Annotated in this window: 25 protein-coding genes; 12 read left to right on the forward strand and 13 right to left on the reverse strand. The window is 56.2% G+C overall.

The window, feature by feature from the left end; translation table 11 throughout:
- Window positions 1-47: 47 nt before the first annotated feature.
- The 8 genes from RS584_RS02770 to RS584_RS02805 form a co-directional block, all read right to left on the reverse strand.
- The gene (locus RS584_RS02770) at window positions 48-419 is read right to left on the reverse strand and encodes a hypothetical protein (protein WP_045339569.1); all 372 of its coding nucleotides are present in this window, start codon (window positions 417-419) and stop codon (window positions 48-50) included.
- 114 nt (window positions 420-533) lie between these two features.
- Window positions 534-782, reverse strand: a complete 249-nt coding sequence (locus RS584_RS02775) for a bacteriocin immunity protein (protein ID WP_128772010.1) — start codon at window positions 780-782, stop codon at window positions 534-536.
- A gap of 58 nt (window positions 783-840) precedes the next feature.
- Window positions 841-1098 carry a colicin E3-like toxin immunity protein gene (locus tag RS584_RS02780; protein ID WP_045339573.1) on the reverse strand — a complete coding sequence of 86 codons (258 nt, stop codon included), beginning with the start codon at window positions 1096-1098 and terminating at the stop codon, window positions 841-843.
- Window positions 1099-1137: 39 nt separating this feature from the next.
- Window positions 1138-1389 carry a hypothetical protein gene (locus RS584_RS02785; protein WP_128772009.1) on the reverse strand — a complete coding sequence of 84 codons (252 nt, stop codon included), beginning with the start codon at window positions 1387-1389 and terminating at the stop codon, window positions 1138-1140.
- Window positions 1389-2930 (reverse strand): colicin E3/pyocin S6 family cytotoxin, encoded by a 1542-nt coding sequence (locus RS584_RS02790; protein ID WP_315748896.1) that lies wholly within the window; start codon window positions 2928-2930, stop codon window positions 1389-1391. The genes RS584_RS02785 and RS584_RS02790 overlap by 1 nt, the downstream gene beginning before the upstream one ends.
- Before the next feature lie 3 nt (window positions 2931-2933).
- Window positions 2934-3416, reverse strand: coding sequence for a hypothetical protein (locus RS584_RS02795; protein WP_315748897.1), 483 nt, complete (start codon window positions 3414-3416; stop codon window positions 2934-2936).
- A gap of 251 nt (window positions 3417-3667) precedes the next feature.
- Window positions 3668-4669, reverse strand: coding sequence for a tryptophan--tRNA ligase (trpS, locus tag RS584_RS02800; protein ID WP_315748898.1), 1002 nt, complete (start codon window positions 4667-4669; stop codon window positions 3668-3670).
- Between the two features lie 194 nt (window positions 4670-4863).
- On the reverse strand, window positions 4864-5874 hold the full coding sequence (locus RS584_RS02805) for a LacI family DNA-binding transcriptional regulator (RefSeq protein WP_315748899.1): 1011 nt from the start codon (window positions 5872-5874) through the stop codon (window positions 4864-4866).
- Window positions 5875-6059: 185 nt separating this feature from the next.
- Here RS584_RS02805 and RS584_RS02810 point away from each other — a divergent pair, with 185 nt between their 5' ends.
- Together RS584_RS02810 and RS584_RS02815 are read left to right on the forward strand one after the other, a co-directional pair.
- On the forward strand, window positions 6060-7148 hold the full coding sequence (locus tag RS584_RS02810) for a cellulase family glycosylhydrolase (protein WP_315748900.1): 1089 nt from the start codon (window positions 6060-6062) through the stop codon (window positions 7146-7148).
- Between the two features lie 45 nt (window positions 7149-7193).
- Window positions 7194-8588, forward strand: a complete 1395-nt coding sequence (locus RS584_RS02815; RefSeq protein ID WP_315748901.1) for an MFS transporter — start codon at window positions 7194-7196, stop codon at window positions 8586-8588.
- Between the two features lie 41 nt (window positions 8589-8629).
- Here the strand turns inward: RS584_RS02815 and RS584_RS02820 are convergent, their stop codons facing one another.
- Both RS584_RS02820 and RS584_RS02825 read right to left on the reverse strand, forming a co-directional pair.
- Window positions 8630-9877: a hypothetical protein gene (locus RS584_RS02820; protein WP_315748902.1), complete on the reverse strand. Its 1248-nt coding sequence runs from the start codon at window positions 9875-9877 to the stop codon at window positions 8630-8632.
- 124 nt (window positions 9878-10001) lie between these two features.
- A complete protein-coding gene (locus RS584_RS02825) occupies window positions 10002-10397 on the reverse strand; it encodes a VOC family protein (RefSeq protein ID WP_315749908.1) in 396 nt (131 codons plus the stop codon).
- Window positions 10398-10479: 82 nt separating this feature from the next.
- Here RS584_RS02825 and RS584_RS02830 point away from each other — a divergent pair, with 82 nt between their 5' ends.
- The 3 genes from RS584_RS02830 to RS584_RS02840 all read left to right on the forward strand — a co-directional run bounded on the left by RS584_RS02830 (window position 10480) and on the right by RS584_RS02840 (window position 13172).
- A complete protein-coding gene (locus tag RS584_RS02830; protein WP_315748903.1) occupies window positions 10480-11250 on the forward strand; it encodes a DeoR/GlpR family DNA-binding transcription regulator in 771 nt (256 codons plus the stop codon).
- Window positions 11251-11313: 63 nt separating this feature from the next.
- Window positions 11314-11916, forward strand: coding sequence for an ATP-dependent Clp protease proteolytic subunit (locus RS584_RS02835; protein ID WP_015572566.1), 603 nt, complete (start codon window positions 11314-11316; stop codon window positions 11914-11916).
- 134 nt (window positions 11917-12050) lie between these two features.
- Window positions 12051-13172 (forward strand): cupin domain-containing protein, encoded by a 1122-nt coding sequence (locus RS584_RS02840; protein ID WP_193042016.1) that lies wholly within the window; start codon window positions 12051-12053, stop codon window positions 13170-13172.
- 38 nt (window positions 13173-13210) lie between these two features.
- Here RS584_RS02840 and RS584_RS02845 read toward each other — a convergent pair whose 3' ends face one another.
- Window positions 13211-13396 (reverse strand): hypothetical protein, encoded by a 186-nt coding sequence (locus RS584_RS02845; RefSeq protein ID WP_023295865.1) that lies wholly within the window; start codon window positions 13394-13396, stop codon window positions 13211-13213.
- 219 nt (window positions 13397-13615) lie between these two features.
- Between RS584_RS02845 and RS584_RS02850 the strand changes: the two genes are divergently transcribed.
- From RS584_RS02850 to foxA, 3 genes are all read left to right on the forward strand, one after another.
- Entirely contained in the window at window positions 13616-13849 is a 234-nt protein-coding gene (locus RS584_RS02850; protein WP_003863067.1) for a DUF2171 domain-containing protein, read from the forward strand.
- Window positions 13850-13984: 135 nt separating this feature from the next.
- Complete coding sequence (locus RS584_RS02855) at window positions 13985-14941, forward strand: helix-turn-helix domain-containing protein (protein ID WP_017694577.1); 957 nt, start codon at window positions 13985-13987, stop codon at window positions 14939-14941.
- Between the two features lie 121 nt (window positions 14942-15062).
- Window positions 15063-17171, forward strand: a complete 2109-nt coding sequence (foxA, locus tag RS584_RS02860) for a ferrioxamine B receptor FoxA (RefSeq protein ID WP_315749911.1) — start codon at window positions 15063-15065, stop codon at window positions 17169-17171.
- A 76-nt stretch (window positions 17172-17247) separates the two neighbouring features.
- On the opposite strand, the gene RS584_RS02865 is transcribed toward foxA, so the two are convergent.
- A complete protein-coding gene (locus tag RS584_RS02865; RefSeq protein WP_315748904.1) occupies window positions 17248-18663 on the reverse strand; it encodes a PLP-dependent aminotransferase family protein in 1416 nt (471 codons plus the stop codon).
- Window positions 18664-18839: 176 nt separating this feature from the next.
- Here RS584_RS02865 and RS584_RS02870 point away from each other — a divergent pair, with 176 nt between their 5' ends.
- Window positions 18840-19001 (forward strand): DUF1127 domain-containing protein, encoded by a 162-nt coding sequence (locus RS584_RS02870; RefSeq protein ID WP_003863073.1) that lies wholly within the window; start codon window positions 18840-18842, stop codon window positions 18999-19001.
- An 85-nt stretch (window positions 19002-19086) separates the two neighbouring features.
- On the opposite strand, the gene RS584_RS02875 is transcribed toward RS584_RS02870, so the two are convergent.
- Entirely contained in the window at window positions 19087-20475 is a 1389-nt protein-coding gene (locus RS584_RS02875) for a PLP-dependent aminotransferase family protein (RefSeq protein WP_015572573.1), read from the reverse strand.
- Window positions 20476-20577: 102 nt separating this feature from the next.
- Here RS584_RS02875 and RS584_RS02880 point away from each other — a divergent pair, with 102 nt between their 5' ends.
- From RS584_RS02880 to RS584_RS02890, 3 genes are all read left to right on the forward strand, one after another.
- Window positions 20578-21057, forward strand: coding sequence for a carboxymuconolactone decarboxylase family protein (locus tag RS584_RS02880; RefSeq protein WP_010427243.1), 480 nt, complete (start codon window positions 20578-20580; stop codon window positions 21055-21057).
- A gap of 259 nt (window positions 21058-21316) precedes the next feature.
- A complete protein-coding gene (locus RS584_RS02885) occupies window positions 21317-21640 on the forward strand; it encodes an antibiotic biosynthesis monooxygenase (RefSeq protein ID WP_315748905.1) in 324 nt (107 codons plus the stop codon).
- On the forward strand, window positions 21633-22352 hold the full coding sequence (locus RS584_RS02890) for a winged helix-turn-helix domain-containing protein (protein WP_315748906.1): 720 nt from the start codon (window positions 21633-21635) through the stop codon (window positions 22350-22352). The genes RS584_RS02885 and RS584_RS02890 overlap by 8 nt, the downstream gene beginning before the upstream one ends.
- Window positions 22353-22397 lie beyond the last annotated feature (45 nt).

Below are 22397 nucleotides of genomic sequence, written 5' to 3' on the forward strand. Positions count from 1 at the left end.
GAAGCAATAAAACGGGCATGTCATCCCATGCCCGTTGTAAGTAAAAATCACTCGTGCTTTACCTGCTCTTTCACAACCTTAACCAGCACAGCGTGAAGTTCGCCGACGGTTAAATCGCGTATAACAGGTTCGGGTATGCCACGTACCCAGCGGATAAACCGACAGATGCCAAAAAAGTCTATACCTTCACCCGTAAACAGATACTCATTCTCTGCGAGAGAGAACGTTGTCATATAGCCATCTTCTTCCGTGGCAAGCTGAACGCCAAACGCTTCTTCGCAGTCTTCCAGTAGGTCTTCGCCGTCCATACCGCAAATATGTAAATCGGCCTCAATCCAGGTGTTGCTATCAATAGGTTTACGATGTATCCCAGAGGACTCACGTACGACCTCAATTACTTGTGCGAGAGTAGGTTCCATTTACAAAATATTCCGTATTCGTTAGTTTCAATTGGCTATCCGGAGCTTAACAGTCACCCGCTATTCGATAAGTTGTAAAGTAGAGTACGGATTCAGAAAGCGTGATTATCTTTGCTATGGCTTGAAACCGGGTTTGCCATTTGCGCTACGCCACTCCTTTACTTCCTGGACTACGCCCTCGGGAGTGTCTTCTCTGCCTTCTCGTGGATAGTAAATAAGATCAGAACCATCAGGGTGCTGCGTCAATCGTTTGAATTCGAGGATGTTTTTTATATCTTCAGCTTCAGTGGTACCAGATACATCAAGAATTTTTCTTACAAATTCCAAAAATTGCTCTTCTGTGTAATCTTCAATTTTATCCATTTTTAAATCGTAGATGAGATCTTTTAATGTGCCCGATAAGATTATCGGGCAATGCCTCTCACCAGTTATCCCTATAGTCGAAAGAAACCTGATAGTCATAAATAGTGGGGGTTATTTTATGTACGAAGTGGGGCTGAAGAACGGGTATCCATTCGGCTTCAACATCAAAAAAACCATTATTCACATTGTTCTTAGTCGGCATATGAAGACCTTTGGTCATGATCTCCTCATTATCGCCGAAATCGTTCGAAAATTCTGTACCTTCACCTAGTTCAGTCCTCATATCATACCATTGCAATCTAATCTTCAAACCCATGGCAGCCTTCTTTTTTAAATTATTGATTCTAAAGTTAGGTTAAATTTCCCCTCCAGAGAGCTGAAAGGTTAAATCATCAGAATAAAATTTTTTCCCAAGAAGGCTTTCTAAACGATGAGCCTGATGCTCATCGATATTATAGACGCCAATACCATGCGAAAAATCGCTTCTATCTTCAGCATTCATCTCCATAATCATACATAGATCATTGAGGTTTTGATGAGGTATTTCGATTTCGAAAAGCAAATCTTCATCTGTTTTGCTGTATGCATCAATTGTGTAAATGATCATTATTTTTCTACCTTTCTGGTTGGGTCTGCTGGTTTAGTTTGCTTACCCGTAGTGGGATCAAACTCACCGAGGTGATTGCGTCCTGAACGATCATATACCTCAACTGTACCGTGTTGAGAGTCCCATTCGTAAATTTTACCTTTTGAATCCTTCCAACGGGTACGCAGTTTTCCTCCCCCCTTAATTGGTGTTTTCGCTTGAGCTTTCTTAGCATCAGGAAATGCAGATAAAGGAGGGTTTCCTTTAGGAGGTGAATGGTATTTGTGATCTGAATTAATATAGACATAAATCGGCGGCACCCCGCCCGCCGGCAGAATCAGAATATAATCCGCAAACGTCTTCTCTTCCGGTGTCGGGCTGGTCGTCGCACCAATCCCCGTATCCTCCGGCAGCGGATCAACCACAACCGGGGTCGGTATCCGTACCGGGTTGTGATTGCCCGTATCCCAAGGCTTACTGTCTCCGGTGCGGTCCGATGTCCAGATAAGGGTGATACCGGGGTCTTCTTCGGTGGTAAAGGTGTACGCCTGGCGTCGGCTATCCCACTCCATCCTGCGAACGCGCACGCTGTCTTTGCCCGGCGGCGTATGCCAGCCGCGCGGTGTCGGGTTACCGCTGGCGTCGTTCTCCCAGGTGAAGCGAACGCGGGTAGGGGCTTCCCGCATCTGTTCGGCGCGCATCCTGTCGATAAAATCCTGCTCGCCGTCGTTCAGCTTGCCGGGATACATCCCTATCAGCAGCCCTGCGACAGGTGCACCAAGACCTCCCGTAGCTATCTCGCCAGGTGCAGCGCCGCGCACGGCCCATGTGCCGGAAGTGATGGTACGCCCGCCAACCAGTACGATTTCGCTGGCATCGGCTATCGCGTTCCGCGCGGTCCAGGCCCTTTCTTCGGCTGCAACGGCAGCCTGATAGTCCATCTCCTCGTGATGTCCATTCCACCAGAGATAAAGCGCGCTGCGTTGCTTTGGTTTTGGGATCGCCTTACGCTTTGCCGCCTGGGCGTGTTGCGGGGCATTGTTGGGTATGGCCTGGTAAAACGCCATCTCGGCGAAGTTGGTGTGCGGCTCACTTTCGGTGCCTGCATCGTTACATCCTTCACCGCGCAGGCACGATTTCGCAAAGACCCGGTTGCGATCGCGTTCTTCTGTTTGTCGCTGTGCTTCGGCCTCTTCCTCTTTTCGGCGTGCTGCGAGCATGGCCTGATGCTTTTCCTGTGCGATCTGTTCAGGAGAGGGACCGGAGCCGAGCCACTCTCCCGATGGGGCGATCACGCGGTTAGTTCCGTGCGGGCAGCCACAAATGACGACAGAACCATCGACGGCTGAGGCTTGCCCCATCCAGTTAACGCGAGGTTCGCCGTCTGCAACAAAGCCCTGCTTGCCGCATTTAGGGCATGCCGTAGTTTTATCGCCAACGCGGATAACGCCGCGACCGTGCTCGGTGCAGTTGGGCAGGGTGCTACAGCATATTGCGCCGGTAGTCGTTCTGTCGCCGTGCAGCGCCTGACCGCGGCCGTAGTTCGTGGATCGGTAGCCCATGGCCTATTCTCCGGGCCAGGTTAAGAAATCCTCTTGAGGTGGAATCCCTTCGCGGGTGACCAGATAAGTACTGCCGAGCGGTGTGCTGATAATTTCATCATCGTTATCAAGCAGGCTGCCGACCAGCGCAACGCCGTGTCCTTTCCACGTAAAAGCGGTTCCTGATGAGGTCATAATCGTGGCGAGCGTTCCATCCGGATAGGCCACACAGTCTCCTTCGACAATCGGGCTGGTGTAACTCCCATCGTCCATGAGCACTGTGGCTTCACGATCGACGGGAAGTACCATGCCGCCCATTCGGGTCTGGCTGCCAGCCGTGGCGATCCGCCAGATGGCGGTGACGGGATGTTGTCGATGAAAGGCTTCCTGTTCGGCAATGATGGCGCGCGCGTCCTCAGGCATGGCGGCCAGTTCTTCAGCGGAAAAAGGCGAACGATCTATTTCCGCTTTTAATTCAGCGGTAAATTCATTGGTATAAAGCTGCATGACAATTCCTTGTAGGAGCAGAAGAGTAAATGCAGCAATGCTAGGTTTTAGACTGTAAGGCGAATATACATAAAGTGGTTAATAAAGCGGGCTAAAATCCGAAATAAATATCCAGATTGATATTGGTCATCTTTTAAAGAAGGGATAGTAATGGTTCCTGTTAATTATAAATGTAATATTCCCTGAATTGCCGATAAATAATATTATGCAGCGCATGTTATATTTGAATACATACGCTGCATGACGTTATTTCAAAACACCGGCACCCCCAGCCCAACCTTCACCTCCCTCAACGTCGCCTGCGTCACCCCCTGCGCCCATTCGGTCCCGCGCTTCAGCATCGCCATCAGCTCCCCTTTATCCTGCATGTACATCGCCCTCCGCTCCCGCATTGGCGCAATCAGTTCCTGCAAACACGCCTCCAGCTCGTTCTTACACGCCCTGTCACCCAGCCCGCCTGCCTGATAGTGCGCCTTCATCGCCGCCACTTTCTCCTTGTCCGGATGAAAAGCGTCGAGATACGTAAACACCACGTTCCCCTCAATCTGCCCCGGGTCGCTCACCTTCAGGTGGTTCGGGTCGGTGTACATCGCGCTGACCGCACGGTGAATCGTCTCTTCGCTGGCCGAAAGGTGCAGCGTGTTGCCCAGCGATTTCGACATCTTGGCGCTGCCGTCGATGCCGGGCAGGCGGCTGGTGTCGCTCAGCATCGCCTTGCAGTGGCGCAGCACCGGGGCGGGCAGCAGGCTGTTCATCTTGTGCACAATCTCGTTGGTCTGCTCAATCATCGGCAACTGGTCGTCTCCGACGGGCACGCACTCGGCCTTGAACGCGGTGATATCCGCTGCCTGGCTGATGGGGTAGGCCATAAACCCAACCGGCAGCGAGCGGGCAAAGCCTTTCTGCGCAATCTCGTTTTTCACCGTCGGGTTACGCTCCACGCGGGCGACGGTGACGATGTTCATATACAGCATCGTCAGCTCGGCGAGGGCGGGCAGGGCGGATTGCAGGCAGATCGTGGTCAGGTTCGGGTCGATGCCCGCGGCGAGGTAGTCGGCTAGCACTTCGGGGATGTTGTCGCGAATTTTTTGCGGGTTGCTGCCGTTGTCGGTCAGCCCCTGAAGGTCAGCAATCAGCACAAACTGGTTGTGCGTCTGCTGGAGCGCCACGCGCTGGCGCAGCGAGCCGACGAAATGACCTAGGTGCAGCGGGCCGGTTGGGCGGTCGCCGGTGAGGATAGTTTGCGTATTCATAAAGACTCCTTAACCTTGTAATGCCGAAAGGGGTCTTAGATGTGAGAAAGCCGCCTTTCGGCGGCTATCTGAAAATGGGGAAAACAACTCCGGGCCGCCTTTAAGAAGGCAGCCACCAGCGTTTAATGGTGAGTACGGCGGAGCGTGTGTTCATCGAATTAACCTATCATGCAAAAACGCAGGGGTAAAGCGGCTCAGGCACCGCTGCTTGAGGCGCGCACCTTCAGCCTGCCCGCCAGCGTCACGTGCGTGGCGGCATCTTCCTGATTGCACAGGTACTCCACCGCCAGCCGTCCCAGCTCGCTGTAAGGCAACTGGATGCTGGTCAGCGGCGGGGTGAGCTGCTCGGAAATCTTCTGGTCGTCGTAGCCCGCCAGCAGCATGTCCTGCGGGATGCGCACGCCGTTCACCGCCAGCGCCTGATAGCAGCCAATCGCCAGCCAGTCGCTGGCGCAGAAGATGGCGTCCGGGCGCTCGGCCAGTTCCAGCAGCGAAGCTGTCGCGGTAAAGGACTCGCTGAACTGCCAGTTGGTCTGGCGCACCAGGCCGTCGTCGCACGCGAGTCCGGCCTGCTGTAGCGCCGCCTGGTAGCCCGCCAGACGCTGGCGCGAGGCCTCCATCCAGCTCTCGCCGGTGATATGGGCAATACGGCTGGCGCCGCAGGCGATGAGGTGTCTGGTAACCTGGAAAGCGTTGGCGTAGTCGTCCGGAATAAACGACGGCAGCAGCGGCGAGCCGGGGTCTCGCTGGTTGAGCAGCACCAGCGGGATGCGGGTGCAGTCCTGGAAGGCCGTCATATCGACGACGTTCGTGACCGGAGAGGCAAGGATAATCCCGATGCAGTTGCGCTTGTCCAGCTGGCGGATGATGTTCAGGGCCAGCTCCACGTCGTCGCCGTAGTCGTAGACGGTGAGCAGGGTCTCGTTGCGCCACGCCGCTTCCCGCGCCTGGCTGATGGCGTCGATAAACGGGTCGAAGCTCTGCATGGAGCTGACCAGCAGGGCGATCTCCTCCTGGTTGCGCGGAGCGTGAATGGCGGGGAGGCGGTCATAGCCGAGTTCGGTGGCGACGTTGATCACCCGCTGGCGGGTGTCGTCGCTGAGCTTGATGTTGCGGGACTGGTTGAGCACCAGCGATACCGTCGCCTGCGACACCCCCGCCGCCCGCGCAATATCGTTCATCGTCACTTTTGTTTTTCGCTTCATCCGTCCTCTCCCTTTCGCGAATTTGCATCATACCCTAACCGCGCGCTTCCGCGCCGTCGATCACGTTTCTCATCCATCGAAGCGTGAACTTTGTGAGAGGCGTCGCTTTTCTGAGTGCCGCGATTTGCGCATTTATTCTGCAACTAATATTTATTAGCTAAATATTATCAGCAAGAGGATGCGTAATGAAAGAGCAGTGGAGCAGGGAGCAGGCACAGGCGTGGTATCAGCAGAAAGGCTGGCTGTGCGGGTTTAACTATCTGCCGTCGACGGCGGTGAACTGGACCGATATCTGGCAGGAAGAGACCTTCGATGCCGACACCATCGACCGCGAGCTGGGCTGGGCGGCGGACGCGGGCTATAACACCCTGCGCATCAACCTGCCGTTCATCGTCTGGGAGCACGACCGCGACGGGCTGATGGCGCGCATCGACCGCTTTTTGACGATTGCCGACAGTCACGGGTTCAGCACCATGCTGACCCTGATGGACGACTGCGGCTTCTCCGGCGACGAGCCGTACCTCGGCCCGCAAAAGCCGCCCGTACCGGGCAAGCACAACAGCCAGGCGGCAGCGAGCCCGGGACGCGATAAGGTGTGCGATCGCGACTGCTGGCCACAGATTGAGCGCTATATCCGCGACGTTGTGCGCCAGTTCCGCGAGGATAAGCGCGTGCTGCTCTGGGATCTATATAACGAGCCGGGCAACCGAGGCATTTTCGCGACGGGCACCGAAGAGGTGCTGTACGACGAGAAGCTGGAAACCTGCGCGCACGAGCTGATGAAGCAGGCGTTCCGCTGGGTGCGTGAGGAAGACCCGACCCAGCCGCTCACCGTCTGCGCGTGGCGTCTGCCGGCGGAAGAAGAGGGCGAGACGTTTTACCGGCACCCGCTGGACCAGACCGCGCTGGCGCTGTCAGATGTGGTGAGCTACCACGCCTATACCAATACCGGGCGCATGACGGCGATTATCCAGCAGCTTCAGGCGCTGGGCCGCCCAATCTTCTGCACCGAATGGCTGGCGCGTCACGTGGGCGGCACCATCGAAGAGCAGCTCCCGCTGATGTACATGGCGAAGGTCGCGCCGTATCAGTGGGGGCTGGTGCGCGGTAAAACCCAGACCTGGCTGCCGTGGCCGGTAGTGATGAAGGAGTCCACGGACTACTGCCGCCTGTGGTTCCACGACGTGTTTGAGGAGAACGGTATCCCGTTCTCACGCGCTGAAATCGCGCTGATGAAGAAGCTGCGCAAAATCGCCCCGAATCCGCAGGGCTAATAATAATGACCCGGCGCGCTGTCGCCGGGCAACCAGGTACGCACTATGGCAATGACAATGAAAATACCGTCTCGCGAGTTGTGGTCTTACTTTGGCTATGGTTTAGGTCAGTGTTTTAGCTTTGGTTTAGTGGGTTCGTTTATTAACTATTTTTACACCGACGTGCTGGGGATCTCGGCGCTGGCGGCAAGTACTATCTTCCTGATTGCCCGTGCGTGGGATGCGGTTCACGATCCGCTGTTTGCCAGCATTATGGACACCATTAACAGCCGGTTCGGCAAGTTTCGCCACTTTTTACTGATCGCCCCGCTGCTGATCACCGGGGTCACCCTGCTGGCGTTCTATAAAATCGAAGCGGATATGACCACCAAAATCCTCTACGCCGGGGTGACGTATATCCTGTGGGGGACGCTGTACGCCATCTCCGATATCCCGTTCTGGTCGATGTCATCGGTGATGACCAACGACTCCGGCCAGCGCACCCGCGCGGTGACGGCGGCGATGCTCGGAGTGAACGCCGGGATTGCCTGCGCCAACATCTTCTTCCCAAAGCTGGCAGCGTTCTTCGCCCAGTACAGCAACGATAAAGGCTACTTTATGGCGGCGCTGGTGATGATGCTGGTGGGCCTGCCGTTGATGCTCAACGGCTTTATGCAGATCAAAGAGCGCGTTCCGCCGAGCCCGGAAAAGGTGACGATGCGCGACACCTTCCACAACCTGCGCCAGAACAAGCCGCTGTTTATTGTCCTGCTGTCGTTCTTTTTCTGCGTGTTCCATAACGTGGCGGGCGGTCTCTATATCTACTTCTTTATCAACAACATGGGCGACGGCAGCCTGCAAATGGCAATTGGCGTGATGGGGATAGTGGCGGCGGTGCTGTGCCTGGTCGCCCCGCTGCTGACCCGCCGGATGCAGAAGCGGAAGCTGTTTATGATCCTCTGCGGGCTGGACGTGGCGGTGCGCGTGGTGATGTGGTTCACGGGCTATCAGCACACGGCGCTGCTGTTTATCCTGCTCGGCCTGAGCACGCTGTTCGTGATGATGACCAACATCCTCACCTCTTCGATGATCGCCGACACCATCGAGTACGCGGAATACCACACCCACAAGCGCTGCGCGGCGATCACTTTCTCCGGGCAGACCTTTACCGGCAAGATGTCGGTGGCGGTAGGCGGCGGGCTAATCGGCGTGTTCCTGACGATGATCGGCTACGTGCCGCAGGCGCAGAGCCAGAGCGAAGGCGTGCTGGCGGGGCTGTTCTTCGGGATTTGTTTGTTACCGGCGATAGGCTCGCTGATCCGAATGGGGTTTATGTCGCGCTTTACCTTTACCGAAGAGAAGCATGCGGAGGTTTGTCGTCTGCTGGCGGAGCGCAGGTTGAGTAGGGAAGGGGAGCCGGGTAGCGAAGAGCACAGCGTTCGTCCTGTGCGGGTAAATTAATGCTGCCAGACACCTGCCGGGCAGGTGTCTGGCCCCTGACATTACGATGCGTGCGGCGGTTTAATCTCCTTGAGGAGATCCAGAATGCTGTTACTGCCTGTCGATTTTACTTTTTGATAAAATACAGGGTCGGAAATCGGTGAATCCCATTGATGGATCTGTTCTTTTTTGAATGGGATACATTTCATGGCTGTGCGCTTCAGCGCTTTACTGCGGAGATCGTAAGCCTCGAAATCATCCGCCGTTGTTTTCAGACTTGCCGCTCTCGCTGCGTTAATCTGGCTTGGGCATATGAGCTGAATATTACCCAGTGAAAAGATATTTACCCCAGTGATAAAAAATCGTGACGGGATTTCTTTATAGTAACGGGTGTTCCACGTTGCTCCGTCAAACATGGCGTGGGGATGCGTCTGCGTCTCGATGTAATACTGGTGAGTCCGCCAGTCACTGATGCCAGAAAGATTGAGGGTCATGTTGATAAGCAAGTTCGGCGTGGGTCTAAAGAAAATCGTCATCAGGAACACCAGGGCCGGAATGACAATCACTATTGTCGTTATCATCTGGATGATGTTTTTCTGTTCACTTACGAGGATCATACCAGGAAAAATGCCGACCACGGCCAGAACCACTGACAGCCCGGTGAAAATGGTTAATTGCGCGAGCATGCTTGTTTCACTGTTAAAATCAAGCTGGCTGGTCACGAACAGAAGTGGGAGGACCTGAACACACGCAGGAATAAGCAATAAAGCAGGTAACCCGAACTTAATCGGCCATGTTGCGAGGTATTTCTTTTCCAGCGCGTTATCAATTTTAACATATACATGGGTGAAAATTTGCCATCTCGACATACTCCAGGTCGTCAACAGAAGCAGGCCGATCGCCGTTATCGTAACGGCAAATCCATTCCAGTTGCGAAAATAATAAAGACTCATGCCGCTGATAAACACGATGCAAATCATGATGCTGTTTACCAGACTCACATTCGCGAGTCGTGAGGGTAAGCCTTCATAATGCTTTAGCGATTGTTCATTCGATAAGTAGATTAAATACAGTAAGAAAGACGAAATAAATATAACGATACTGAAGCCGAACAGGGAAAGCAGAGTGAAACCAAATATGATGCCAATAGCGCTCGTCACGCTCAACGCATCATAAAGAATATCCAGTCGGTCAATGTTAGCGAGATAGAACCATATAACGCTAAAGGTACACCCTGTCACGAAGGTGGACGAGGTTATAATGGCGATGAAAAATTTACGGTTAATGATTTTTAAAAAATCTGCCTTCATCCTGACGCCCCCTTTTGTAAAGGGGCATCATAAGACGTGATAAGCCTTAATTTCCAGCCACCAAAATGTGTGATAAATATTGAGGGCGTTCCCTTCCTGCGCCGCACAGAGCGGTGGCGATCGCTTAACTGGTAGACTCACCCACAAGCTCAATCCGGTTTCCGTCCGGATCGGCAATCACGGCTTCATAAAATCCATCTCCCGTCATCCGCGGGGCGCTGAGCAACGTTCCGCCCGAGCGTGCCTGCTCCGCCATGCTGTCCACCTTTGCTTTACTGCCAACATCAATGGCGATATGCGCCCAGCCGATAAACTCTGGATAAACGGGGGCGTCGGGCAGGTCGGGGACGGTCATCAGCTCAATGGTCGGCCCGTTGTCCAGCGTAATGAAGTGCGAGGCAAAGCCCTGGCGGTTTTTACTGAGGTAGCGCTCGTTGCTGCGCCCGCTAAAAATCGTTTCCCAGAACTTGAGCTGGGCGTCCAGATTACGGGTCCAGAGCGCGACATGTGCAATATTCATCATAACCCTCGTTGTTTGTCTTGCGCGGTTGTGCAACATTATGCGTACTGATACGCGATTATGTTTATTTAAAGGATTTGTAATGCTCGATTATGCTGCTTTTCCGGAGCAACGACAAGCTCGGATCCGTCAGATCCTGACCGAAAGTGGAAGAGTGGTGTGCGCAGAGCTGGCGGTCCAGATGGGGGTTTCAGAGCACACTATACGCCGTGATTTGCACGAGCTGAGCAAGAAGGGCATCTGTAAAAAGGTCTACGGCGGGGCGGTGCTTCAGCTGCCGGAGGCGGGGAGCTTTATCAGCCGCGAGCAGATAAACAGTGCAAAAAAAATCACAATCGCGCAGAAAGCTGCAACGCTTGTCAAGGCAGGCTGCTGCATTTTTATCGATACCGGCACGACGAATCTGGCGCTGGCGAAAGCGTTGCCTGCGGAGTTGAGCGTTACGGTGGTGACCAATTCGCCGGTTATTGCGGCGGCGCTGCTGCACCATCCGCTGTGCGAGGTAATTATGATCGGCGGGCCGATCCAGCGGGCATCCGGTGGGGCGACTGGCGCAACGGCGGTGAGCCAGATCCAGGGGATTATCTTCGATCAGGCCTTTATCGGCGGCTGCGCGATGGATCCTGATACGGGGCTGACCGGCTTTGATTTTGCCGACTGTGAGTTCAAAAAAGCGGTGATTGCCCAGAGTAACGAGACCATTGTCGCGCTGACCCCGGACAAGCTTCCCGGCGTGGCGCGCTACGTGGTGGCAAATAGCCGCGACATTGACGTGCTGGTGGTGGACGAGAATATGGAGAGGGACCTTATCGATACCTTTGTGGCACAGGATGTTCGCATTGTGTGCGCTTGAGGACTTTGACGGGTAAAACAGGCTACACTCTGGTTTTGAGCGCGACAAGCTGAGGAAACAACAATGCACTACACACTGAAAGAAAGCGACAAGGAAAAAGCGGAAGGAACAAACGGCGCGGGCGCTCTACAGCAAAAACTGCTGGAATCCCGTTCGATTGTCATCTCCGGAGAGATTAACCAGGAGCTGGCCCAGAAGGTCATCACTCAGATGATCCTGCTGCAAAGCGTCAGCAACGATCCGATCAAGCTGTACATCAACAGTCAGGGCGGCCACGTGGAAGCGGGCGACACCATCCACGACTTCATTAAGTTTATCCGTCCGGAAGTGCATGTGATCGGCACCGGCTGGGTGGCGAGCGCCGGGATCACCATCTTCCTGGCGGCGAAAAAAGAGCACCGCTACGCTCTGCCGAATACCCGCTTTATGATCCACCAGCCGCTGGGCGGCGTGCGCGGTCAGGCAACGGATATCGAAATCGAAGCGCGCGAGATCATCCGCATGCTGGAACGCGTGAACAAGCTGATTGCTGACGCCACCGGCCAGCCGCTGGAGAAAGTGAAGAAAGACACCGACCGTAACTTCTGGATGTCACCGGCGGAAGCGCTGGACTACGGCATCGTGGGCAAACTGATCACCCATTATGACGAGCTGAACCTGGATTAAGTTTAAGCCCGCGTGTGCGTCGGGTGACGGCTTCGCCTTACCCGACCTACGCGCGCTCGATTGACCCATGACAAGTTCCCCCCTGGCTGTCTCTTCTATAATCGCGCCTGTCTCCCCTCTCACTGGTGCTACCCATGGCGTATCAACTGAACCTGAACTGGCCGGAATTTCTTGAAAAATACTGGCAAAAACAACCCGTTGTGCTGAAAAATGCCTTCCCGAATTTTGTGGACCCCATTACCCCTGATGAACTGGCGGGTCTGGCGATGGAGCCGGAAGTTGATAGCCGCCTGGTAAGCCATGCTAACGGCAAGTGGCAGGCGAGCAATGGCCCGTTTGAGCATTTCGATAACCTCGGTGAAACCGGCTGGTCCCTGCTGGCGCAGGCGGTGAACCACTGGCATATGCCCGCAGCAGAGCTGGTGCGTCCGTTCCGCGTCCTGCCGGACTGGCGTCTTGATGACCTGATGATCTCCTTCTCCGTCCCGGGTGGCGGCGTTGGGCCGCATATCGATCAGTACGATGTGTTTATTATCCAGGGGATGGGCAGCCGCCGCTGGCGCGTGGGGGACAAGCTGCCGATGCGTCAGTTCTGTCCGCATCCGGCCCTGCTGCATGTCGATCCGTTTGAGCCGATCATCGACGAAGATCTGGCGCCGGGCGATATCCTTTACATTCCGCCTGGATTCCCGCATGACGGCTTCACCCATGAAACCGCGCTCAACTACTCTGTCGGTTTCCGCGGGCCGAACGGTCGCGATCTGATTAGCAGCTTTGCCGACTACGCGCTGGAGAACGATCTGGGTGGCGAACACTACAGCGATCCGGATCTGACCTGCCGCGAACACCCTGGTCGCGTGGAGCAGTACGAGCTCGAACGCATTCGCCAGATGATGATCGACATGATTAGCAAGCCAGATGATTTTACGAAATGGTTTGGCAGCTTCGTCTCCACGCCGCGTCACGAGCTGGATATTGCCGCCGCCGAGCCGCCGTATTCCGCAGAAGAGGTGCTCGACGCGCTGCAAGGGGGCGAAACGCTCTCCCGCCTGAGCGGACTGCGCGTGCTGAACATCAACGGCAGCGTCTTTATCAACAGCGAACAGCTGGAAACGGCGGATGTGAACGGGGCGGACGCGCTGTGCCGCTTCACCGAGCTCGGCCAGGCTGAGCTGGGCGATGCGCTGAATAATCCTGCGTTTGTGGAAGAGCTGACCGGTTTGATTAACCAGGGCTACTGGTTCTTCGACGAGTAACAGCAGGCGGCGTTTAGTCAGGCTAAACGCCGCCAGGTTCAAACCAGCATATTACAGGCCTTCCAGTAGTTAAGAAGCCGCTCATCGTCGCGCTCTTTCTCCGCTTTGATTTTCATCGCCTGGGCGAGATTTTCTCGCGATACTTCATGGCCTTTTTGCACGATGTCTAAAACCGCTTCACCAAGAGCCAGTGAAATTTCTGCCCGATTATTGCGAATCGTCATAAATACCTCCTCGTTGGTTGCGATAATCTAATTATGAACGGGAAATAATCAGTCGGTAATAATTCATCTCATTCTTATTTTTCCATTTCGGCATTAAGTAGACTTAATATTCAGTTCTGTCAATGATGTTTCAAAATGCTAACAGGATGTTTAAGCCTGAATTTATGCGCTACAGTTAATTTCGTGCAACAGGCAAATAACCGAAACAGGAGAATAATTATGGTAGATAAAAGCGCAATTAAGGATCACACTCAGGTTGTCGCCAGCTGCGGAACGCACGTCGGGGTTGTGGACCATCTTGATGGTGAGCGTATCAAGCTTGCGAAGAGCGATCCGGAATCGGGTGGCAAACACCACTTTATTCCTCTCGGCTGGGTTGATAAGGTCGAAGATAATAAAGTTGTCCTGACCAAAAACCATAAAGAGGTTTTTGCTGAGTGGCAGGAAGCATAAATATATTTCTCGCAAGGAAATATATGCCTTCGCTCCGGCTTCGTCCGGAGCGTAATAGTGTCTGCGCCCGGTGATTGCTGCCATTACAAATGGATGATACTGTTTTGCCTGTCCTTTCCCCGATGCAGGCCCCGAATGATGCTCCAGAGTGAAAATAGATCAGCGAAACGCATATTTTTTGTTGAAGATTTTCAGGTATTCGGCGAGCGCTACGGCATCGACTACCGTTTCCCCCAGTTAAAAGAGGCGCAGGTCAGCGGTAGCCCCGTGTTGCAGGGGAATGTTGAAGAGATGATGCTCTCGTCCGGCATTTCGCTGACCCACTCCGACGTACGTGTATTACAGCCCTATGAAACCACCTCTCGCCACAGCAGCCCGCTCTATATGCTGGTGGTGCTGGAAGGGTGCGTGACGCTCACACTCAATGGTATCAATTATCCCGTCCGCCCGGGCATGGCGTTCAGCTCACGTCTGAGTGAAGATCAGGTGATGAGCGCGCGTCACGATGCCGATAGCACGCTGAAAACGCTCTCGTTTGGCGTCTACCCGCACGATGCCGGACGTGAAGCCCTGCTTGAGTCATTGCTTCTGGAATGGCAAAGCCTGAATGCACCCGCGTTTGTCTGGCAGGTTCCCGAGTTTGTGATGTCAGGTATTCTGCATGCGCAGCGGCAGGGGGGAAGCGTGCTCTCACGCAAGCTGTTGCTGGAGGGGCTGATGTATCAGCTGCTCGGCCATGGCCTCAACCAGCGCCAGCAGCCTTGCCCGCGCCGGCCTGAGCATGCGCGTCTTGAACGCGTGCGGAGCCTGCTGGAACAGTCTCCTGAACGGGATCATACTCTCGCGCAGCTGGCAGCCCTTGCCGCAATGAGCCCAAGCAGCCTGCGCAGCAAGTTCCGTCAGCGCTACGGCTGCACGCTTTTCGATTACCTTCGCGACTGTCGCCTTGCGCTGGCGCGCCGCTATCTGCTGGAAGGCCACAGCGTGCAGCAGGCGGCTTGGATGTGCGGGTATCAGCATGCCACCAACTTTGCCACCGCGTTTCGTCGTCATTACGGGATTTCACCGGGGGACGTGCGCAAACTCCGCTAACGTAATTTCTCCTGTCGCGCGAATGCATTCCGTGTGGTTTAGCATCGCGCATACGTAACCTGGCGGCACGCATAGCCGTTTGCACTCTCAAAAAGGTAATAATTCTTATTAACAATAAGAAATATCTCTGGAGAGGGTTATGTTTGCTAAATCGCGTCTGGCACTGCTGGTGGGATGGGTTACCGGTAGCGTTGCTTTTCCTTTACTGGCGCAGGATGCCCAAAAAACTGACACCGTGGTGGTGACCTCGCAGATGCAGTCTGCGGCCACCAAGCTTGAAACACCGGATATTGAAACCCCGCAGTCGGTCTCTATCGTCACTCGCGAGCAGTTCGAAGAGCAGGGCGCAACCAGCGTGCGTCAGGCCGTGAGCTACACGCCGGGGGTCTACAGCAACCAGATCGGGGCGTCAAACCGCTTTGACTACATGGTGCTGCGCGGCTTCTCGGACGGCAGCCTGGACAACGTCTACCTCGACGGCCTGAAGATGATGGGCGACACCAACTCCCACAGCTCGCTGGTGGTTGACCCGTGGTTCCTGGACAGTATCGAAGTCGTGCGCGGTCCGGCCTCCGTGCTCTATGGCCGCTCATCGCCGGGCGGGATTGTGGCGCTCACCTCCCGTAAGCCATCGTTCGATCCTGGCGGGGAGATCAAGCTCTTCGCCGGTAACAATAACCAGCGTGGGGCGATGTTCGACGTCACTGGCCCGGTTGATGATAACGACCGCGTGGCGGTGCGCCTCAGCGGGATGACCCGCTATGCCGATTCCCAGTTCGATCCGCTGAAGGAAGAGCGTTACGCCCTGATGCCGAGCCTGACCTGGCGTATCACCGACAACACCCGTCTGGATCTGATGGCCTACCTGCACCGCGATCCGGAAGGCGGCAGCCACTCCGGCCTGCCATATGAGGGCACCGTTGTACCGCACAGCGGTAAGAAAATCTCCAACACCTTCTTCGAGGGCGAGGACGATTACGACAAGTACGATCGTCGGGAAAACATGGTCGGCTATAACATTGAGCACCTGTTTGACAGCGGCTGGTCCGTGCGCCAGAAGCTGCGCTACCTGCACACCAAAGTCGAGCTGAACCAGGTGTATGCCGCAGGCTGGCTGAATGACACCGAGCTGAACCGCGGCTATTCCGGCTCTGACGAGAAGATGAACGCCATCACCCTGGATAACCAGGTCGACGGCAGCTTCGATACCGGGGCGGTAAACCACCGCGTGCTGATCGGCATGGACTACCAGGACCGCACCAACAACGTCACCGGCTACTACGGCGGCTTCCCGCCGATTGACGCTTTCCATCCTGTTTACGGCGCAAAGCCGGACTACATCACCCAGTACAGCAGGGAAAAACACAAGCTGCGCCAGACCGGCTACTACCTACAGGATCAGATGTCCATTGACCGCTGGCGCCTCACGCTGGGCGGGCGTTACGACCAGGTGAGCGTGTCGAACGTCGACAACTTCAACCACACCCGCAGCGATCTGGATAAAAACAACTTCAGCAGCCGTGCGGCGCTGCTGTATCTGTTTGATAACGGCGTCGCGCCGTACGTCAGTTACTCTACCGCCTTTACGCCGACCAGCTTTGCCGACGAGCAGGGCAACATTTTGGATCCGATGAAGGGCAAGCAGTGGGAAGCGGGTGTGAAGTATGAGCCGGAGGGGTTGAACAGCCAGTTCAGCGCCTCGGTGTTCCGCATTAACCAGAAGAACATTGCCACTAAAGAGGAGCCGACCGATCCGTACCGTTCCATCGGTGAAATCGAATCCGAAGGCGTTGAACTGGAGGCGATTGGTCAGCTGACCGACAGCCTGCGTATGCAGGCCGCGTACACCTACACGGATATTCGCTACAAGAAGAGCAGCCCGGAAGAGGAGGGCAAGCGCGCCGTTTATGCCCCGCGTAACATGGCCAGCGCCTGGCTGAGCTACGACGTCAAAACCGGCCCTCTGGACGGCCTGACCGTCGGCTCCGGCGTGCGCTATGTCAACGGGATCGCCAGCGATCGCCAGAACACCCATACGCTTCCGTCGTACACGCTGGTGGATATGACCGTGGGGTATGACCTGTCGAAAGTGGGGCTCACGGGCGTGAGCGCGCAGTTGAACGTCAATAACCTGACGGACAGAAGCTACGTCGCGGCGTGTAACTCGCTCTCTTACTGCTACTTCGGTGCAGAACGCAGCATTGTTGGCAGCGTTTCGTGGAAGTTCTGAGTCGTTGACCATTGCCCGGTGGCGGTTTCCACCCTCTCCCTTTGGGAGAGGGTTGGGGTGAGGGCAACAGGTCGCACTACTCCTCCATCGCAATCACAATTGCCTCGCCCATCTTCCTCAGCGCTTCGCGGTTCTTCTCCGTCGGCGGCAACGCCACGTTGATCCGCAGGCAGTTGCGGTACTTCCCGGAGGCAGAAAACAGCGACCCGGCCGCAGCCTGGATCTTCAGACGGCACAGCTGCTTGCTGACGCACACCATATCGACCGTCTCCGGCAGCTCAACCCACAGCAGGAAGCTTCCCTGCGGGCGGGTGACGCATATCTCTGCCGGAAAATACTGCCGCACCCAGCAGGTATAGGTTTCCATATTCTGCTGATAAATCTGACGCATACGGCGCACGTGGCGATGGTAATGGCCGTCGCGAATAAACGCCGCCACCGCCATCTGCGTGCCCGGCACGTTAAACCCGCCCGCGGCGTACTTCATGTGCATCACCCGGTCGTAATAGCGTCCCGGCACGATCCAGCCGACCCGCAGGCCCGGCGCCACGGTTTTGGTAAACGAGCTGCATAAGAGCACGCGGCCATCTATGTCCATAGAATGAATGGTGCGTGGACGCGGGTACTCCGCCGCCAGCTCGCCGTAAATGTCATCCTCAACAATCACGATATCGTGCCGCTGTGCCAGGGCTAAGGCCTGCTTCTTGCGAGACTCCGGCATGATAAACCCGAGCGGGTTATTGCAGTTCGGCACCAGGATCACCGCCTTGATCGGCCATTGCTCCAGCGCCAGCTCTAACGCCTCGATGCTGATCCCGGTCTCGGGATCGGTGGGAATTTCAATGGCCTTGATGTCAAAGCCGCGCAGCATCTGCATGGTGCCGTGAAACGATGGTGACTCGACCGCCACGATGTCACCCGGCTTGCACACCGAGAGCAGGGCGATCGACAGCGCGCCGTGGCAGCCGTTGGTGATGACAATCTCGTTTGCCGCCACGGTGGAGCCGCCATCCAGCATCAGGCGGGCGATTTGCTCGCGTAGCTCCAGGCGCCCGTCGAGCACGTCATAGCTCAGCATTTCGCCCGGATTATGCTGCGCAATGCGGCTCATCTCACGCCACAGCGGCTTCAGGCTCGGTTGGTTAATGTCCGGTGAGCCGCCGCCAAAGGAGATCATCTCTTTGTCGGCGCGGGCGTCCAGCAGCATCATCACTTCGTCCCACTGGGTGACGTCCACGGGGCGCTGTACCGGGCGCGTCATCGCCGGGACGGGCGGCTGGGCTTTGCGTTTCGAGACAAAATAGCCGGAGCGCGGCTGAGGCGTAATCAGCTGGCGGTTTTCGAGGATCTGGTAGGCCTGCTGTATGGTGCTGATGCTCACGCCGTGCTCCTGGCTCAGCGTGCGTACCGACGGCAGACGTTCACCGCTGCGATACAGCCCTTGTTCGATACGTTCCGCCAGGAGGTTGGCCAGATGTTGATAGCGCGTCATGCTGTATCCTTTTTTTTCACCATACAGAGCATTAAACCAGTACAGATTGATGGCTAAACCACCATGCAGATACCGTTTTAGCGGATCTGTATGGTAAACAAAAGCAGTTTTTGAATCTGTATTGTACTGGCCGTTTTCCATGATGATAACTCCACTGGCACAGCGAGGAGAGCATCATGGAATTCTACGAGAATCGTTCAAAACGTCCGTTTATCGCGTTTGTCTGGGTAGCGAAAACGCTGCGTAACTGGTATCGCATCAACCGTACCCGCCGTATTCTGAGCCAGATGAGCGACGAGCAACTCAAGGACGTCGGGTTATCGCGATATGATGTATGAGCATAGGGTTGCCCGGTGGCGCTACGCTTACCGGGCCTACAGGAGACCGTAGGCCGGGTAAGGCGCAGCCGCCACCCGGCGGTTTTCAGCTCAACAGCGCAAGCGTCTGCCGTTTCGGCCTTTCAAGCAGCTCAACCGCCTCCTGATATGACCGCACGTTGTTATAGCCCATCACCAGCCCGTAGCGTTTGCCCGACCCGCGATACCACGCCGAAAGCGCATTGACCTGCAATTGCTGTTCCTGCCAGCAGCGGGCGATCTCCCGGTCAGCGCTTCCCTTTGCGAGGAACGCGACAATATGCATTCCACCGTCGTTTTGCTCGGTGAAGAACAGATCACCATAGACCTCACGCAGGGCGGCAATCATCCAGTCGCGGCGGGTTTGATAGAGCGCGCGCATCTTTTTCAGATGACGGAAAAAATGCCCCTCGTTGAGAAACGTGGTGAGGATTTTTTGCGTCAGCACCGGCTGGCCGCTGGTGAGGATGTCCGCGCTGTCGGTAAACGCGCCGACGGTGCTGGCGGGCATCACCACGTAGCCCATGCGCAGTGAAGGCATGATGGTTTTGCTGAAGGTGCCCATAAAGATCACCCTGTCATGCTGGTCGAGGCTTTTCAGCGACGGCAGCACTTTGCGGGTGTAGTGAAATTCGCCGTCATAATCATCTTCGATAATCCATGCCTCGTTTTGTGACGCCCAGTCGAGCAGCTGCTGCTTGCGCGGCAGGGAGAGCGTCACCGCCAGCGGGCTCTGGTGCGACGGGGTAACGATGGCGAAGCGGGCATCGTGGTGATTACGCAGCAGGTAGTCCGTATCCATCCCTGCGCGATCGACCGGCACGGTGTGCAGGCGGGGCACAATGCGTTTGAGCAACTGCTGGCCCATAAAGTAGCCCGGATCCTCAAATACCACCTTATCGCTGCGGCTGGCGAGCGTGTCGAGGATCAGGCGCAGGCTGCCGCTGTAGCCGCTGGTGATCAGCACCTGTTCTGCGGTGCAGGACAACCCGCGCGAGATATTGAGATAGCGGGCAATTGCCTCGCGCAGCGGATACCAGCCCAGCACCGGCGGGTTGAGCATTTCATCCTGTCGCATGGCGCGCGTCGCCTGGCCTGCCAGCAGCAGCCATTTTTTATAGGGGAAGCTGTCGAGCGCGGGAATGCCGGGGCGCAGAAAACCGGCCCGTTCGCGCTGGCTAATCAACGACGCCGGCAGCGTGCCGGTCGCTTGTTCTGCCGGGGCGTTTTGCGCGGGTAGCAGAAGATCCGGATTCACCCGCGTCCCGCGCGCGCCCTGGCTTACCAGATATCCTTCCCCAGTCAGAATGGCATAGGCTGTTTCAACGGTTTTTCGCGCGACCTTAAGCTCTTCAGCCAGCACGCGGATGGCAGGCACTTTGTCGCCGGGCTTCAGTACGCCGCGCGTGATGTTATCGCGATAGCGGGTATAAATGTCGTGATAGCCCGGCTTCATGTCCTACCTCATTTCAGGTTTTTTGTGTCTTTTTACTATGTCATTAACGGCGTAGATTTGCCTCATCGCATGATAAAAACCGCACAAAAAAGAGGAAAGACAATGAGCACCCGCGTAAACCACCACAAAGCCACACCTGCACTCGCCAACGCGCTTTCCGCCCTGAGCATGGAAGTGGCGAAAACCTCCATTGATCCGGCGCTAAAGCACCTGATCGACATTCGCGTCTCGCAGCTGAACGGCTGTACCTTCTGCCTGGATATGCATTCGAAAGAGGCCAAAATTGCCGGCGAGCGCGAGCTGCGCCTGTACCATCTGGCGGCGTGGCGGGAGTCCCCGCTGTTCAGCGCCCGCGAGAAAGCCGCGCTGGCCTTCACCGAAGCGCTGACCCAGATTGGCGTTCACGGCGTGAGCGACGCGCTGTACCGCAGCGTGGCGGAGCATTTCTCGGACGTGGAAATTTCAGAGCTGAACTTCGCCATCGTAGCGATCAACGCCTGGAACCGCCTGGGCATTACCTCCCGCATGGAGCCGGGCTCGCTGGATGCGGCATATGGGCTGAACAAGGCTAACCTGGAGTAATCCCGCGCTCGCGGATTATCGCCACCTGCGCCCGTAAGCCTGGCGGGACGTGACGATGGGGAGTGGGGGATTCGGGCGTTTATGGAGCCGAGGTCGATTGTGGGTTAAACCCTGCCCGGTGGCGCTACGCTTACCGGGCCTATAAAACACCGTAGGCCGGATAAGCGCAGCGCCATCCGGCAAACACTTCGCTCCATACCGAAGCATTGTATCTCTTCATTCTGCATTCTCTCCCCAACATCACAACGGAGAGAAAACCATGATCGCAGTCCTTTTCGAAGCCAAAGCCGAACCCGCTTATCAGGCGCGCTATCTGCAACTGGCCGCAGAGCTTAAGCCTTTACTGGCCGACATCGACGGCTTTATTGATATCGAACGGTTCCAGAGCCTGACGACCGACGGCAAAATCCTGTCCCTTTCCTGGTGGCGGGATGAAGAGGCCGTCCGCCGCTGGAAGCAGAACGTCTTTCATCAGGCGGCGCAGGCCGAAGGACGGGAGTCGATTTTTTCTTTCTACCGTATTCGCGTGGCGCAGCTGATGCGGGAGTACAGCTCCGAAACGGGAGGGCACGCGGATGTATGACGTTCATGTGATTTTTAGCGACAGGCCCGGCGAGCAGGGTGAAATTGCGGCGGCGCTGGAACAGGCCATTGCCGCTGTAGCGGCTACAATGGCCGATCCGTCGCGCGTGAAGATGCTCTGTGCTCTGATGGACGGGCGGACGTGGACGGCTACAGAGCTGAGCGTGGCGGCAGACGTTGCGCCGTCGACCGCCAGTGGGCATCTCGCGCGGCTGGTGGAGGGAAAGTTGATTACCTGCCTGTCTCAGGGGCGGCATCGCTACTATCGCCTGGCGGGACACGACGTGGCGGCGCTTGTCGAGCAGATGATGGGGCTCTCCTGGAGCCGCATCACGCCGCCGGAAACCTCCGCGCCAAAAGCCCTGCGCGAAGCACGAACCTGCTACGACCATCTTGCCGGAACGGTGGCGGTGCATATCTATGAATTCATGCAGGCGGAAGGCTGGCTTGAGGCAGACGGTTCAGCGCTCACGCTACATGGCCGCGAGCAGTTTCTGAAGCTTGGTATTCCGTTAAATCCCAATACCCGTCGCAAGGCGTGCTGCGCCTGCCTGGACTGGAGCGAGCGGCGGTTTCATCTGGGGGGAGAGGCCGGCGCGGCGCTGCTCATCCACATGGAAAGCAAAGGTTGGATCCAGCGGGTGGCGGGGTACAGGGAGGTGGCGGTGACGGCTTCGGGGAAAAGTGCCGTCAGGAAGCATTTTAGCCGCTAAACGCCGCTGAGGGCTGATGCCCTCACCCCGACCCTCTCCCACAGG

The sequence above is a fragment of the Enterobacter sp. DTU_2021_1002640_1_SI_PRY_ASU_LCPMC_013 genome, assembly GCF_032389435.1.
In the GTDB taxonomy this organism is placed as follows: Bacteria; Pseudomonadota; Gammaproteobacteria; order Enterobacterales; family Enterobacteriaceae; genus Enterobacter; species Enterobacter hormaechei_C.